This is a genomic window from Pontimonas sp. (genome assembly GCF_031581085.1).
Lineage (GTDB): Bacteria > Actinomycetota > Actinomycetes > Actinomycetales > Microbacteriaceae > Pontimonas.
Map to the genome: position 1 here is coordinate 14,287 of NZ_JAVLBO010000004.1, position 15,018 is coordinate 29,304.

The 15,018-nt window shown below is 62.5% G+C and carries 12 protein-coding genes and 2 pseudogenes; 6 read left to right on the forward strand and 8 right to left on the reverse strand.

Going from position 1 to position 15,018, the window contains the following annotated elements; all coding sequences use genetic code 11:
- Positions 1–29 precede the first annotated feature (29 nt).
- Positions 30–506, forward strand: a complete 477-nt coding sequence (locus tag RI518_RS02210) for a RidA family protein (protein WP_310670900.1) — start codon at positions 30–32, stop codon at positions 504–506.
- Between the two features lie 60 nt (positions 507–566).
- Here the strand turns inward: RI518_RS02210 and glnA are convergent, their stop codons facing one another.
- Entirely contained in the window at positions 567–1,991 is a 1,425-nt protein-coding gene (gene glnA / locus RI518_RS02215) for a type I glutamate--ammonia ligase (RefSeq protein ID WP_310670901.1), read from the reverse strand.
- 130 nt (positions 1,992–2,121) lie between these two features.
- Here glnA and RI518_RS02220 point away from each other — a divergent pair, with 130 nt between their 5' ends.
- Positions 2,122–2,517, forward strand: a complete 396-nt coding sequence (locus RI518_RS02220; protein ID WP_310670902.1) for an RDD family protein — start codon at positions 2,122–2,124, stop codon at positions 2,515–2,517.
- Between the two features lie 35 nt (positions 2,518–2,552).
- Here the strand turns inward: RI518_RS02220 and RI518_RS02225 are convergent, their stop codons facing one another.
- From RI518_RS02225 to RI518_RS02240, 4 genes are all read right to left on the reverse strand, one after another.
- Positions 2,553–3,251 (reverse strand): DUF4191 domain-containing protein, encoded by a 699-nt coding sequence (locus tag RI518_RS02225; RefSeq protein WP_310670903.1) that lies wholly within the window; start codon positions 3,249–3,251, stop codon positions 2,553–2,555.
- 14 nt (positions 3,252–3,265) lie between these two features.
- Positions 3,266–4,771, reverse strand: coding sequence for a 2-oxoglutarate dehydrogenase, E2 component, dihydrolipoamide succinyltransferase (gene sucB, locus RI518_RS02230; RefSeq protein ID WP_310689236.1), 1,506 nt, complete (start codon positions 4,769–4,771; stop codon positions 3,266–3,268).
- A gap of 35 nt (positions 4,772–4,806) precedes the next feature.
- A complete protein-coding gene (gene lpdA / locus RI518_RS02235) occupies positions 4,807–6,180 on the reverse strand; it encodes a dihydrolipoyl dehydrogenase (RefSeq protein WP_310670905.1) in 1,374 nt (457 codons plus the stop codon).
- Positions 6,181–6,249: 69 nt separating this feature from the next.
- Positions 6,250–7,779, reverse strand: a complete 1,530-nt coding sequence (locus RI518_RS02240; protein ID WP_310689237.1) for a leucyl aminopeptidase — start codon at positions 7,777–7,779, stop codon at positions 6,250–6,252.
- Between the two features lie 148 nt (positions 7,780–7,927).
- Between RI518_RS02240 and RI518_RS02245 the strand changes: the two genes are divergently transcribed.
- A complete protein-coding gene (locus tag RI518_RS02245; RefSeq protein WP_310670907.1) occupies positions 7,928–8,854 on the forward strand; it encodes a PAC2 family protein in 927 nt (308 codons plus the stop codon).
- A gap of 432 nt (positions 8,855–9,286) precedes the next feature.
- On the opposite strand, the pseudogene RI518_RS08040 reads toward RI518_RS02245, so the two are convergent.
- Positions 9,287–9,619 (reverse strand): annotated as a pseudogene (locus tag RI518_RS08040) (hypothetical protein); the annotation flags it as partial.
- Here RI518_RS08040 and RI518_RS02250 point away from each other — a divergent pair.
- The 3 genes and pseudogenes from RI518_RS02250 to RI518_RS02260 form a co-directional block, all read left to right on the forward strand.
- Positions 9,530–11,029 (forward strand): annotated as a pseudogene (locus RI518_RS02250) (RNA polymerase sigma factor); the annotation flags it as partial. The pseudogenes RI518_RS08040 and RI518_RS02250 overlap by 90 nt on opposite strands.
- Positions 11,030–11,037: 8 nt before the next feature.
- On the forward strand, positions 11,038–12,309 hold the full coding sequence (locus tag RI518_RS02255; RefSeq protein ID WP_310670908.1) for a Mur ligase family protein: 1,272 nt from the start codon (positions 11,038–11,040) through the stop codon (positions 12,307–12,309).
- Positions 12,306–13,058 carry a hypothetical protein gene (locus RI518_RS02260; RefSeq protein ID WP_310689238.1) on the forward strand — a complete coding sequence of 251 codons (753 nt, stop codon included), beginning with the start codon at positions 12,306–12,308 and terminating at the stop codon, positions 13,056–13,058. The genes RI518_RS02255 and RI518_RS02260 overlap by 4 nt, the downstream gene beginning before the upstream one ends.
- Positions 13,059–13,191: 133 nt before the next feature.
- Here the strand turns inward: RI518_RS02260 and RI518_RS02265 are convergent, their stop codons facing one another.
- The gene (locus RI518_RS02265) at positions 13,192–14,247 is read right to left on the reverse strand and encodes an alanine racemase (RefSeq protein ID WP_310670910.1); all 1,056 of its coding nucleotides are present in this window, start codon (positions 14,245–14,247) and stop codon (positions 13,192–13,194) included.
- Positions 14,247–14,948 carry an alanine racemase C-terminal domain-containing protein gene (locus RI518_RS02270; RefSeq protein WP_310689239.1) on the reverse strand — a complete coding sequence of 234 codons (702 nt, stop codon included), beginning with the start codon at positions 14,946–14,948 and terminating at the stop codon, positions 14,247–14,249. The genes RI518_RS02265 and RI518_RS02270 overlap by 1 nt, the downstream gene beginning before the upstream one ends.
- Between the last annotated feature and the right edge of the window lie 70 nt (positions 14,949–15,018).

Here is a 15,018-nt window from a genome sequence, read left to right on the forward strand (position 1 = left end):
CGCGGAAGTCTAATCGCTACGGTGAGACGGTGCGCAACGACGACCAGACCGCGCAGTCGCGCGACCACATTCTCGCGAGCCTGCCTCCTGCTCCACAACCTGTGGCGCTCTACACCGCGGTGCGTGAATGGGGTGGTCTGCTCTACGTCGCGGGCCAAACCCCTCACGTCCAGGGCGAATTAGAACACCGAGGTCGAGTCGGCACAGAGGTGTCGGTCGTTGACGGACGGCACATGGCCAGGCGTGCCGCACTCAACGTCGTCGCCGCACTTCAGCACCATCTGGGGACCCTGGATCAGCTGGAGGGCGTGTTATCGCTCACCGGATTCGTCGCGTGTGCGGCAGATTTCACCGACCACCCCGCGGTCATCAACGGCGCCTCGGAGCTTTTTGTCGAACTCTTTGGCCAGAGCGGTGTTCACGCCCGCGCCGCGGTCGGAGTGTCGTCACTGCCCGGAGGCGCACCGGTTGAAATCAGTGTGATTGCCGCCCTGCGGCAATCATGACCTCCGGGGTCGTTCGGGGCCGATGCTCATGCTCGACCCCGAACGAGCCTGAAGCTGTCGCTACACGCTGTAGTAGAGCTCGTATTCGAAGGGGTGCGGACGCTGCGCGTAGGGCAGGAGTTCGTTTTCCCTCTTGTACTCGATCCAAGTGTCGATGAGGTCCTTGGTGAACACTCCACCGGCGAGCAGGAACTCGTGGTCTGCTTCGAGGGCGGCAAGGGCCCCCTCCAGCGACGCCGGAACCTGCGGAATGGACTTTGCCTCCTCGGGCGGGAGCTCGTAGAGGTCCTTATCGACGGGCTCGTGGGGCTCGATTTTGTTCAGGATTCCATCCAGACCCGCCATCATCTGCGCCGCGAAGGCCAGGTAGGGGTTACTGGCCGAGTCGGGGGCGCGGAACTCGATGCGCTTGGCTTTCGGGTTCGAGCCGGTAATCGGGATGCGAATCGCCGCCGAGCGGTTTCCAGCCGAATACACCAGGTTGACCGGAGCCTCAAAACCTTTCACCAGGCGGCGGTAAGAGTTGATCGACGCGTTGGTAAAGGCCAGCACGGCGGGAGCGTGCTTGAGCAATCCGCCGATGTACCAGCGGGCGATGTCGCTTAGCCCGCCGTACCCTGCCTCGTCGAAAAACAGCGGCTTGCCGTCACTCCAGAGCGACTGGTGGGTGTGCATCCCCGAACCGTTATCGGCAAAGAGGGGCTTGGGCATGAACGTTGCCGTCTTACCCCAGTTGTCCGCTGTGTTTTTCACGATGTACTTAAACTGCAAGATTTCATCGGCGGCGTGGACCATCGTGTTGAACTTGTAGTTGATTTCGCACTGTCCCGCAGAGCCCACCTCGTGGTGGCTGCGCTCGACTTCTAAACCGCCCTCTTCGAGTTTCAACACGATGTCATCGCGGATATCGGCCATCTTGTCGACCGGGGACACGGGGAAGTAGCCGCCCTTGTGCGGGGTCTTGTTGGCGAGGTTTCCACCGGGCTCTTCGCGTCCAGAATTCCACGCGCCCTCTTCGGAGTCCACCGAATAGAAGCTGGTGTGCTGGTTCACCTCGTAACGGACATCGTCAAAGATGAAGAACTCAGCTTCGGGGGCGAAAAATGCGGTGTCCGCAATCCCCGTGGAGGCGAGATACTTCTCCGCTTTCTTAGCGACCTGGCGTGGGTCGCGGGGGTAGATTTCACCGTTTCGAGGGTTGTAGATGTCGAAGATCATCACCAGGGTGCGCTCGTTACGGAAAGGGTCGACGTACGCCGTGGTCACGTCGGGGATGAGCTGCAGGTCAGATTCGTGAATCGACTGGAACCCGCGAATGGATGAACCGTCGAAGAGCTGTCCGACGGTGAAGAATTCTTCGTCGACGGCTCGCGCTGGCAGGTTGAAGTGTTGCTGCACGCCAGGCAGGTCGGTGAATCGAATATCGAGGAACTTTACGTCAGTGTCTTTGATGAAGGCGAGAGCCTCAGACGAGTCGCGGAACATACACACTCCTGTGGTGGACGAAACAAGCGCTACACACCGTAGCTCTTTCAGAGTAGGCACGCGCCATCACGCAGGGGTATCCCTGATGTTTCGGCCATGTTACGAAACGCCTGGCTTCTAGACTGTGGCGGTGGACTCATCAGAAGAGTATTGGCCCGGTAAACGCTTCGGACTTCCCGAAGCGGGGCAGAGAAGCACTCCTGGCTGGAATCGGCGCATCGGGGGAATCCTCATCGATTGGGCCTTATCGCTGGGGCTCGCGGCAGTGTTTTTCGGGTTCAATAACCTGAGCATCCTCGCAGTCTTTATCCTGTTGCACATGACTGGCGGGCTCTTGGCCGCGGGCTCCCCGGGGCATCTGCTAATGAAGATGCGCATCGCGCCGATTACCGGCGGACGCTTGGGCATTGTGGCCCCCATCGTCCGGCCCCTCCTGATCGCGCTGGTGATCCCGGCCCTACTCAATGATGATGACCGTCGTGGCGCCCACGACCGCTTAGTGGGAACAATCCTGGTCAGCCGCTAATCACAGCCTGATGGGCCGGTGTCTAGAAGCGGGGTTTAGCGAGGCTTGGGTGCTCTGGCCTTCGCGGGGTCCATGCCCTTGGGAATGGGAATGTTGCCGGGCTTCTTGAGCGCTTCGAGACGATTCGCCACGGCCAATACTTCTGCTTTGCGCAGGGTTTTTTTGAAGCGGTTGAGTTCCTTGCGCAGTTGGCGCAGGCCGGTCGCACCCTCGTCGGGCCCGACGTAGAGGAAGTGAATGGGGATTTGTGGAATCGCGCGCGAGACATGACGGCGTTCGTCATCGAGGAGTTTCTTGGTGCGGGTTTTGGAGCCTTCAGCGATCAGCACCACCCCGCATTTACCCACCGCGCGGTAGACAGCGTCTCGGGTGCGAGGGTTAATGGCGACCGGATATTCGCTGGTCTGCCACGCTTTGCGCAGGCCGTTTTGGAGCACCGCGCCCACGGCACCCGTCTGCCCCTCAATTTGCTTATACGCCGTCGCCTCAGCCCGGTTTCCCAGCACGATCAACACGAGAAGCACGCCGGTGAGGATGCCCGAGAGAATCCACAACACCAGGGTGAGAATGCCCCCTGGCAGGAGTGTGAGGGGAAGAGTGATCCCGACCGCTACCGGCCCGAGGAACACCGCGATCAGCAGCGGAACACTCCACTTGTCCGCTTTGCGAGTCATTTGGAAGACCCGCCATAGCTGGGTCATCCGACCCGGTTCTTTTTCTGCCTGCTGCGCCATAACTGCCGAGCTCCCTAAATGCCCATCACAGCGACAAAATCAGCGGCTTCCAGCCGCGCTTTGACCTGTCCGAGGAAACGCGCAGCGTCGGCACCGTCGACGACGCGGTGGTCGTAGGACAGTGAGAGGTAGACGGTCTGTCGCACCGCAATCGAGTCACTGCCCTCGTGGGAGACCACGACAGGCTTCTTTTGCACAATGCCGGTGCCCAAAATCGCCACCTGCGGCAGGAACACGACCGGGGTGTCAAAGAGCGCACCCCGCGATCCTGTGTTGGTGACCGTAAATGTACCGCCCGAGAGTTCGTCGGGACTCAGCGAATTATCCCTCGTGCGGGCCGCCAAGTCGGCGATCTCTTGAGAAATCTGGGCCAGGGTTTTTGTCGCGGCATCGCGCAACACCGGGGTCAGCAGGCCCCGCTCGGTATCGACGGCAATAGAGATGTTCTCGGTCGCCGGGTAGACGATGCTCTCACCCTCGACGGTCGCGTTAATGATGGGGAATGCCTGCAGAGCTTCCGCCGCCGCCTTCACAAAGAAGGGCAGGAAACTCAGTTTCCCCCCGGTGTGCTGCACGAAAGCATCCTGCACGCGGGAGCGAAGCTGACCCACATCGGTCACATCGGCTTCGACCACACTGGTCAACTGCGCCGTCTGCTGCATGGATGCCACCGCGCGCTCGGCGATGACTTTGCGCAACCGGCTCATCGGCTGTGTCGTCCCGCGCAACGCGGAGGCCTCAGCACTCTGATCAGTCGTGCTGGCCGGAGCGGGAGTCGCGGGAGCTGCAGCAGGAGCCGCGGCCGTCACCGGGGCAGCCGGAGGGGTCGGCACCGCCGAAGCGGCCTGCAGGATGTCTTCTTTCCTAATCCGGCCTCCCACGCCCGTGCCGGTGACTGAGTTCAGGTCCACACCGTGCTGTTGGGCAAGTTTTCTCACAATGGGCGTGACGTAGGACGCATCTTGGCCAGTCATTGCGGGTGTCGCGGGAGTTGCCACCGATGCCGCGGAGTCAGCAGACTGCGGGGGAGCGGCTACCGCTGGTGCGGCAGGAGCTGGCGTCGCAGGCGCCGGTGCGGGAGGTGTTGCAGGCTGGGCAGCGGGCTCAGGAGTTGCGGCCGGTTGCTCGGGTGCGGGCGGGGCCGGCGCAGGGGTGGCCGCAGGGGTGGCCGCAGGAGCGGGTGCGGGCTCCGGTGTCGGTGTCGGTGCCGGAGCCGGGGCGGTCTCTTGCACGGGAGCAGCCGGTTCCGGGGTGGGTTCAGCCGCCGGTTCGGCGGGAGCCGCTGCTTGGTCGCCGACGCGGGCGAGCACAGCGCCCACCTCGATCGTTTCGTCTTCTTGGACCAGGATTTCTTGGACGATTCCCGCCACGGGGGAGGGAATCTCGGTGTCGACCTTGTCGGTGGAAATCTCCACGAGTGGTTCGTCGACGTCGATACTGTCGCCGACAGCTTTTAGCCAGCGGGTGACGGTTCCCTCGGTGACCGATTCACCGAGGGCGGGGAGAGTGACATCACTCATGGGTAATCAACTCCTGTGTGGGTAACCGGGTGTGGTTAGAGGGCGTGCAAAGGTTTCCCGGCGATCGCTAAGAAGGCTTCGCCGAGGGCTTCATTTTGGGTGGGGTGGGCGTGAAGGAGCGGCGCAACATCTTCGGGGTAGGCATCCCAATTGACCGCCACCTGGGCTTCGCCAATGAGTTCACCCACCCTGGCGCCGATCATGTGGACACCCAGAATGGGACCGTCGACCTGCCGGATGACTTTAATCGAGCCAGCCGTTTCGAGGATGTGGCTTTTGCCATTCCCCGCCAGGTTGTAGTCGTAAATCGCAATGCCGTCTTGGCCGTAAGCCTCGACGGCTTTGGACTCGGAGAGTCCCACGGAGGCCACTTCGGGCTCCGAGTAGGTGACTTTAGGAATGTGGTCGTCGTTGATGACTTGGGGGTTTAGCCCCGCGAGTTCCTCGGCGACGAAAATTCCGTGTTGGAAGCCTCGGTGGGCAAGCTGGAGGCCCGGGACAATGTCGCCCACGGCATACACGCCGGGGACATTGGTGCGCAGACGCTCATCGGTGGGGACAAAACCGCGGTCCATTGTCACTCCGACGGTGTCAAAACCCATACCGTCGGTGCGGGGACCGCGGCCCACCGCGACAAGCAGCAGGTCGGCCTCAAAAGTCTGACCGTCTTCGAGGGTGACCGTCACCCCCTGGTCGGTCTGGGTCACACTCTGGAAGCGCACCCCGAGAGAGAAGTTGATTCCGCGTTTGCGGTAGGCGCGCTCGAACTGTTTGGACACCGATTCATCCTCGGCGGGGACCAGGTGGTCGAGGCCTTCGACGATGGTGACCTCGCTGCCAAAGGAGCGCCAGACACTGGCAAATTCGACGCCGATGACGCCACCGCCCAGGACGATGACCGACTGCGGGACGTAGTCGAGTTGGAGGGCCTGTTCGGAGGTGATGACTCGGCCGCCGATTTCCAGACCGGGAAGGGTGCGCGGGTAGCTGCCGGTCGCGAGGATCACGTTCGTGCCGGTGACGGTGTCGGATCCCACCTGCACCGTGGTGGGGGAGATCAGGGTGCCTTCCCCTTCGATGGTGGTGATACCCCGTGCTTTGATGAGCCCTTGGAGGCCTTTGTGTTTGCTGGAGACGATGCCGTCGCGGTAGGTGTTGACGGCGGGCAGGTCGATACCCTCCAGCGACGCCTTCACCCCAAACATTTCCGAGTGCCGCGCAGAATCGGCCACTTCAGCGGCGTGGAGAAGGGCTTTCGTGGGGATACATCCCACGTGCAGGCAGGTTCCCCCGACTTTGTCTTTCTCGATCAGCCCGACCGACATTCCCAACTGGCTGGCGCGAAGAGCAGCCGCGTAACCGCCGCTTCCTGCTCCGAGAATGACAAGGTCAAAAGTGTGGTCGGTCACCGGTTGAACTCCCTCGCATGGTGCGGTCTCTGGCCAAGGCTCTATGACGCCCGCCGCGGCTCCAGCCTACTACCTGGAAAGTGTGCCTATCCCGTCCTGGTCGATGTCCATCAGCAGGCTAATCAGAGCCCTGGTCGTGGCCCCGGTGGGCCCCTTTGGGGTGTAGCCGTAGGCGCCGAGGGTGTTCGATGCGGGGCCGGCGATGTCGAGGTGCGCCCAGGGGATTCTCGACGCTTCGGTATCGTCGCCGGGCTGCGTTGCACGCGGGCCGACAAATTCTTGAAGAAATAATCCTGCCACCAGCATCCCGCCCAGTGAGCTCCCGGTGGCGACATTGGCAATATCGGCCACATCAGAATTGAGGCCCTTTCTGAGCTCTTCGGGGAGCGGCATTGTCCACACCAGTTCGCCCGAGGACTGTGCAGCCTTTTCCACCAGCGCTGTCGCGGGCGCGTCACCCATCAGGCCGGCATAGCGCTCACCCAGGGCAATGCGCGCCGCACCGGTCAGTGTGGCGACATCGATGATCAGGTCGGGGTGTTCCTCACTGGCGGCTTGGAGGCCATCGGCTAAGACCAGTCGCCCTTCCGCGTCGGTATTGAGCACTTCGACGGTGGTCCCGCCACGAATGCTGATGACATCGCCGGGGCGCTGGGCAGAACCCGAGGGCATATTTTCTGCCAAACACAGCCAGGCCGTCACCGCAACGGGAGCTTTGAGCGAGGCCACCGCCCGCATCACGCCCGACACCGTGGCCGCACCGGTCATGTCGTATTTCATCCCCAACATGGAGGCGGCAGGTTTGAGCGATAGACCACCCGAATCGAAGGTGATGCCTTTACCCACGAGAGCAATGTGCCCGGTCGCGTCCTCCGGTCGGTAGCGCAGGGCGACTAAGCGCGGAGGCCGGGTGGATCCACCGCCAACGCCCACAATTCCGCCAAATCCCCCTTCGACGAGTTGGTCCTCATCGAAGACCTCAATGTCGATGGGAAGGTCTTTCAGGGTGTCGGTGACCTGGGCCTGAAATGACTCGGGGTAGAGCTCGTTGGGCGGTGTGTTGACCAAATCGCGCACCCACCAGACCGATTCCGCAACGACCACGCCGGCCTGCAGCGCGCCCTCATCGCGGGCACCCACAATGGTCAGCGTCGACCACGTCGGCTCTTGAGAGGGTTTCTTATTGGCGGTGAATTGGTAGCCACCCAACAGCGCACCCTCGACGACGGCTTGGGCCGCTGCGGAGTCGAACGCGGGGAGGGCCACCGCGATGTGCTCGGCAGAACTTGCCTGGCGCGTGGCGCTTCCCGCGGCGTGACGAAGCGTCGCCGGAGTGAACTCATCGCGGCCGAGACCGACGACGACGACGGTGGTCGCGAGGACGCCCTCGGGGGAGGGCAGCACCGTGCAGTCATCGCTCGAGCCGCTATTTCCGAGAGCCGCTGCCGCCTGTTGTAGCCAGTGGGCGTGCGCCTCACCGAGAACATCGCCCACCACGAGCAGAGTGTCTTCCGCCCCCGGTGTGACGCCGACGATGAGGGCGTCGCAGTCGATGAGGGCGGCGGGCTGATCACTGGAGGCAAGGCGGGGAAGCTTCACCCTTCCATGCTAACGGCGAGAAACGAACCCGCTGTGAAGGGCGGGCCCGTGGTGTCTATACGGACAGTGGGGCCGATTGTCGGTGGAGACGGGTGGGCCGTGAGCGAACGTTCGGACTCGGCGAGCACAGGCGCCCTACGATGGGAGCGTGGACACCACTATTTTCCGCTTCGCCGACCTCCCGCCCCACGTGCCGGAAGGCCTGCCGCTCGTTGTCGCCCTCACCGGGTTTGCCGACGCGGGTTCGGCGGTAAGCCAGGTCAATAGTTACATGGAAGACACCCTGGAGAGTGTCGAGATTGGGCGCTTTTCCAACGACGAGATTCTCGACTACCGCGCCCGCCGGCCGATCTTCCAGTTCGAAGAAACACATCTCACCGAATACGAGCCGCAGCGGCTGAGCCTGGCACTGGTCAGTGACGAGTTGGGCGAGTCGTTTCTGCTGCTTTCCGGATACGAGCCCGATATGCGTTGGGAACAGGTGAACCGCGAGATCATCGAGTTGATCGAGCACTACCGCGTGGGCTCGACCACTTGGGTGCACGCGATTCCGATGCCTGTGCCGCACACCCGCTCGTTGGGGGTGACCGTCAGTGGTAATCGTGAGGACCTCACCGATCGGCTCTCGGTGTGGCGACCCACCACCGGGGTCCCCGGCACGATGATGCACTTGGTCGAATACAGCCTCCAGGCCAAAGGCCACCCGGTGGCGGGATTTGTGGTGCTCGTTCCCCACTATTTGGCGGACGCCGAATATCCGCTCGCCGCGATTTCGGCCCTGGAGAGCATCACGGCAGCGACCGGGCGAATCTTCCCCACCGATTCACTGCGAGCCGAGGGGCGCACATTCCTCGCCGGTATCGCCGACCAGGTCGAAGGAAACGAAGAACTCAAGCGCTTGGTGGGGGTTCTGGAGAAGCGTCACGACTCCTACATGGAAGACAACCCTTTGGCTTCTCCGTTGACTGACGAAGCCGGTGAGGTGCCGAGCGCGGAGACCATCGCCCAGGAACTTCAAGACTTCCTCGCCCACCGGTCGATTGACTCAGGCGATACTCCTCACTCTGACGGGTGAGCCCCTGCAGAAGGGGTCGAGTAATTAGTGCCATAATGGGGGCCTAGGCCCTGCGGGTTTGCACACGTGCAGACTTGACAAGGGTCTTCCTACTGCCCGCAGATGTGAGGTAGGTGCGCTGTGGCCTCGTCACGCGACTCCAAAGATACGAATAACGCCCCCGGCGGTTTTCGTGGCGCCTTCCGAAGGCTCGTAGGCCGAAGTGGTGACGACGCGCAGAAGGCCGCCTCCACCCCCGACAAGCCAAAGGATCACACTTCTTCCGTGAACACCCGACCTCAGGACACACACTCTCAGTCGACGAAATCTGACGCGAAGAAATCGGCGGCTGGAGCTTCCGGAAAGAAAAGCTCGGCCGCGAATACTTCGTCTTCGTCAACATCGTCGTCGTCGAAGAGCTCACCACAAGCCAGTGTGAAAAAGACGGCGCAATCAACCACGGCTAAATCCAGCACCGCCAAATCCGGCTCGGCGAAGAAAGCAGCACCGGCCAAGTCGAGCACCGCCAAGTCGAGCACAGCCAAGTCGAGCACCGCCAAGTCGAGCACCGCCAAGTCGACCGCTTCGAAGAAACCCGCCGCACAAAAGGCCCCGGCGAAGTCCACTGCGGGGGCGTCCACTGCCGCGAAGTCCACTGCGAAGTCCACTGCGAAGAAGTCCACTGCGAAGAATACTGCTCCCGCTCAATCGGCGACCGCGAAGACAGGCAGCGCGAAGACAGGCAGCGCGAAGACAGGCACCGCGAAGGCAGGCACCGCGAAGACAGGCACCGCGAAGGCGGGCACCGCCAAGGCAGGAGCCACGAAACCGGCTGCTAAGAAACCCGCTGCCTCGAAAGCCGCATCGACGAAAGCCGCATCGACGAAAGCCACTGCCGCGAAGCCGGCGGCGAAGAAGCCTGCCGCCCAGAAGGCGTCTGCCACCAGCACCACGGCGAAAAAGGCCTCGGCACAAACGGCTGGAAAGTCTGCCGCGCAAGAAAAGAAGGCGGCCGCTTCGGCCTCTGAACAGGCCGTCTCGGAGGAAAGCTCAGAAGAGACACCAGTTGTCGCCGCGCCGGCTGCGTCCACCGAACCCGAAGCAGCCGATACCGAAGCAGACGGTGACGGTGAGGTCATCGATGACCGACAGGTGGAAGCGCTCGGTGCCTCGATACTGCAAAGTGTCGCGGGGGGTGGCGAGGCGGTCCCCGCGGGCGCAATCGTCATCAAGAGCAGTGACGAAGAAGATGTGCCGATTGTCTCAACCACGATTACCGGTGCAACGGCCGATCCGGTCAAGGACTACCTGAAACAAATCGGTAAAGTCGCGCTGCTAAATGCCGAGCAAGAAGTCCAGTTGGCGTGGCGGATCGAAGCGGGACTGTTTGCCGAGGAGAAACTCTCTGAGCTGACCCAGCGGGAGAAGACGACAAAACTCGCTCGGGAACTTCACGAGATCGCCAAAGACGGCCAAAGGGCAAAAAACCACCTGTTGGGTGCCAACCTGCGACTGGTCGTGTCATTGGCCAAGCGTTACACCGGCCGGGGAATGCAATTTCTTGACCTCATTCAAGAGGGAAATCTCGGTCTCATTCGCGCGGTAGAGAAGTTCGACTACACCAAGGGTTTCAAATTCTCCACCTACGCCACCTGGTGGATTCGACAGGCCATCACCCGAGCAATGGCGGATCAGGCGCGCACCATTCGCATCCCGGTTCACATGGTCGAAGTGATCAACAAACTGGCCCGAGTGCAGCGACAGATGCTTCAGGATTTGGGGCGTGAGCCCACACCCGAAGAACTCGCCCGCGAGTTGGACATGACGCCAGAAAAAGTGGTTGAAGTTCAAAAGTACGGTCGCGAACCGATTTCCCTGCACACGCCACTCGGTGAAGACGGCGACAGCGAATTTGGTGACCTGATTGAGGACACGGAAGCTGTCGTACCCGCTGATGCGGTCGGATTCACCATGTTGCAGCGCCAACTGGAGTCGCTGCTCGATTCGCTCTCCGAGCGGGAAGCCGGAGTGATCCGGATGAGGTTTGGTTTGGGCGATGGAATGCCCAAAACCCTGGATCAAATCGGTGACACTTTCGGTGTCACCCGTGAGCGAATCCGCCAAATTGAATCCAAGACGATGGCGAAACTGCGCCACCCTTCGCGCTCCCAGGCCCTGCGCGACTACCTCGAGTAGGCCGAGACGTGTTGCTGCGCCTTGCCGTTGTGGTGGGTCGCCTGGTGCGCGCTCTCGCCCGAGTTCGCGGTGGCGGTTCTGCCATCCCCGGCGTGGTCGCACAAAAAATTGACCCCCTGTTTCTCGAACACACCATTGGACGCATCCCCGGGGGTGTGGTGTTTATCACCGGGTCGAACGGAAAATCCACCACCACGGCTATGGCTGTCGCTGTCTGTCGCGCCCACGGTTTGCGAGTATTTACCAACCCCGCGGGGAGCAACCTTCCCCAGGGTCTCGCCTCGGCCGTCCTCGCCGATGCCCGCCTCGACGGAAGCATCGAGGCCGATATCGCCATTCTGGAAGTGGATGAAGCCTACGGGCCGATGATTTCCGCCCGGCTCACCCCGGACTTTTTCCTTGTGACGAACCTGCAGCTGGATCAACTCAACCGTTTTGGTGAGCCCGAGCGGGTGTGGGACATGATGCGCACCGTGGCACAAAGGACCACAAAGGAGCTCATCGTCAACGACGCCGAGCCCGCGCTACTCGCTCTGGGGGAGGGCTTATCCTCGGAGGTCACCACGCAGACCATGTCGGTGGCAGAGCACCTGCGCACGCAGTTTCCGGAAGGCCTCTCTGAGGCATCCCTCGGCGACTACCGGGGCCAGACGACACCTCGCAGCGCCCCGGACTTAGTGCTCGTCGGCCGCGACGCTGATTCGGCGACTCTCGAAGAGCGCGGCGGGGCCACTCACACCGTGTCGCTGCCCGCGCCCGGCCTGCACTGGGCAATCGATGCCACGTTGGCGCTGTCCTTGGCGATGCGCCTGCTGGGTCCAGACTGGTCGTGGCCCCGCGCAATCGACGCTTTCTCTCAGCTGCCCCCGGTGTGGGGTCGCGCCGAGAGGGTCCACTATTCGGGCCGAGACTTCGAGTTACTCATGCAAAAAAACCTGCCCAGCATGCAGGTGAACCTCCAGACCCTCGTGCAGGCGCCCGCCACCGTGTGGGTGGCCGTCGATGAGGGGACACCCGATCCGTCGTGGATTTACGACCTCGCCCTGGGTCCCATCACTCGAGTGGATGTGCTCTCGGGGTCGAAAGCCTGGCAGTGGGCGACCTTCCTCGCCTACCGCGGGGTTGAGTTGGGTGAAATCATCGAAGACACGAGGGAGGCGATGGACTTTTTGGCGGGCCTGGGCCCGGCGGATACCCCGGTCACCGCTATCGTGAACTACGAGCAGATGATGGCGATGCGTCGCATCGCCGGACTTCGCGATTTGGAGACGAGCGGGTGAGCACACCCGTCCGCATCGTGCGCGTTCTGCCCGAACTGCTTCGACTAAACGGCTCGCTGGGTAACGCCGAAGTGCTCGAAGCCCGGCTTCGTTGGTGGGGCGTGGCGGTATCGCTCCACGACCTGCACGCGGGCGAGAGTCCACCCGACGCGGCCGACATTCTGGTCTTGGGCTCGGGCACATCCTCAGCGCTAGAAACCGCGGCAGCGCAGTTAACCCTCTGGAGCGATCAACTCCGTCACCTGGATGATGACGGATCGCTGTGGTGCGGATTTGGTCTAGGGGGAGACCTCCTGGGCCAAGAAGTGGTGAGTGCCTCCGGAGAGCAGTTTGCCGGCCTGGGGCTCACTCCGGTGTCTTCCCGCCTCGGGGGCCATCGATTCGCGGGCGAGGTCAGCGGGCGAGATGAGCAGGGCAGAGTGATCGCCGGCTATCTCAATGACCAGACCATTCGCCAGGGCGCCGACGTGTCGCCGCTGATTCGGCTCGACCTGGATGCTCACACTGCGTGGTCGGGACACACTGCGGTGAATGCTGAGGGAACTCTCGGTGAGGGAGTGGGGCAGGAGCGGCTGTGGGCGAGCGCGCTCTCAGGTCCACTGTTCGCGCTCAACCCGGCCCTCGCCGATGACATTATTTACACTTGGGCACGCCGGCACGATCGGACACTGCCCGAGCACACCGCCTCTCATCGACTCGCCGACTCTCGAGCCGAAAAGGCACGGCGCAACATTCTCGACAGGCTCTAAGAGGTTACGTTCCGAGGGGTCAGGCTCCGAGGGCTCAGGCTCTGCGCACAGGCAACGCTCATCCGATTAATCTGAGAGGGAGCACCGGGTGCGTGCGGGCACTCGCCCTCTGCACTCGCCGCCTACCGGCCGCCTACTGGCTGTCGGCAAACCGTCGGGGGATGTCTGGGTGGAGGCGCACCACCACTTCGTCGCCAATCGTATTGGTCCAGGCCGCCCAGGCTTCGACCGATGCTCCGGGTGCTTCAGCCCCCATGACGGGGACCCTCATCCCCTGGTGAATGGCGGCGTCGGGTAGGACACCGCGCAACACGGTGTGCTGGGCTTCCACGGCAACGAGATCCAGCCAGACCCCGGCGACCTGGAGGCGTGCGCCTTGTGCCGTGGGCGGGAGTAAGCCGTGTTGATAGCCCACACCGAGGTGAATGGTCTCTTCTGCCAGATGGGTCACCGGGGCATGGAGGGTGAGTACCGGTTGAAAGCCGAGCTCTTCTGCGGAGTGATCATCGAAGGGACTGATGCCGTAGCCGAGGATTCCAAAGCGGACCATATCGAGGCGGGTTTCGGGCAATTCGATCGCGCCGTGCGAAGCGGCCAAATGGGAAATGGCGGGCTTGAGCCCGGCCTCGGTCGCAACAGATAGCGCCTCCTGCAGGCGGGAGAGCGCGCTGAGGCTGGTCTCGACGGAGGTATCGGCCAAATGCGACCAGATGGCTCGCACCGTGATGAGCCCCTCACTCTCCAGGGCTGCGGCTACACGACACAGTTCGGGCCAATCCTTGGCGGTCGCACCATTTCGGTGGAGACCGGTATCGACTTTGAGGTGGATGACCAGTGGCTCCTTCGGCGCACTCTCGGCGATGTGCTGGAGTTGTTGGGTTGTGGAAATACCCAATTCGAGACGGTGGTGGGACGCCGCCAGGTAGTCATCGGATGGCTCCAGCAGCCAGGCAAATAGTGCAGCCTCTGCAATGACCTCGCGCACCGCGATACCCGTGGCAATGTCGAGTACGGCGAGCTCTTTCGCTCCCTGAGCGATGACCTCTGGTGCCACCAGCTCCATGCCGTGCCCGTAGGCATTCGACTTCACCGCGAACATGAGTGCCACATCGGGACCGAGAAGCGAGCGGATGCGCTTGACGTTGACGGCCAGTGCCCGACGATTCAACTCAATGAGTGGCCCCGTCATCACCGCTCACCGCCCACCAGTTGTTCGACGCGGGTGCCAAGCCCCGAGCCAATGACTTCCAGTGACCGGTGTGACCAGGTCGACCATTCGTGAGCGCTCACTGTGCCACCCCACACCGTGACGATGTCGCCCAGCGAGAGGGCAGTATCACCGGTGTCGACAATGAGTTGGTCCATGGTGATTCGACCCGCAATGGGATAGCGCTGGCCGTGGGCATCGACCATTCCGCCCACCGGGTGCAGTCGAGGAACCCCATCGGCAAAGCCGATCGCGACCAGGGCGAGATGGGTCGCCCTGGTCGTCTGGTATTCGCCGCCGTAGGAGACTTCTGCGCCCGCGTCCACCCTCTTGGAATTCACCACTCGCGCTTGGAGCAGCTGGGCGTGGTGTTCGTGGGCGAGTGAAAGCCACTGCGCGTCGGGGGGAGAGTCATCCGTGACCAGCCCAGCCTCGCTCACCCCGGGGTCACACGTGGCGTGGCGAAAGCCCAGTTCTGCCGCTACAGTCGCGACGGATTGGGCCCCCAGACCGTAGGCGTTGGCGCGTAAGTCCAGGTGAACATGAGGACCGTGGTGGCCGAGCAGAGAATTGAGGGCCTCTCGCAGCGCAGTGGTACGCGTGATGGCCCAGCGCAGGTGGGGCGGGCTAGCTGGCCGATTCATCGCGAAGGCGATGGGTCTCGTCGTGCCAGACGAGCGCACTATCACTCAGGCTTGCGCGGTGTTTGTCCGCGTGGTGAGCGCAGAAGAGCAGGACGCCGGACGGCAGGGT

Coding starts and splice junctions, on each gene's coding strand:
- glnA (WP_310670901.1), bottom strand. CDS start 1,991: ATGTTCCGCGACTCGTCTGAGGCTCTCGCCTTCATCAAAGACACTGAC.
- RI518_RS02225 (WP_310670903.1), bottom strand. CDS start 3,251: ATGGCGCAGCAGGCAGAAAAAGAACCGGGTCGGATGACCCAGCTATGG.
- sucB (WP_310689236.1), bottom strand. CDS start 4,771: ATGAGTGATGTCACTCTCCCCGCCCTCGGTGAATCGGTCACCGAGGGA.
- RI518_RS02265 (WP_310670910.1), bottom strand. CDS start 14,247: ATGACGGGGCCACTCATTGAGTTGAATCGTCGGGCACTGGCCGTCAAC.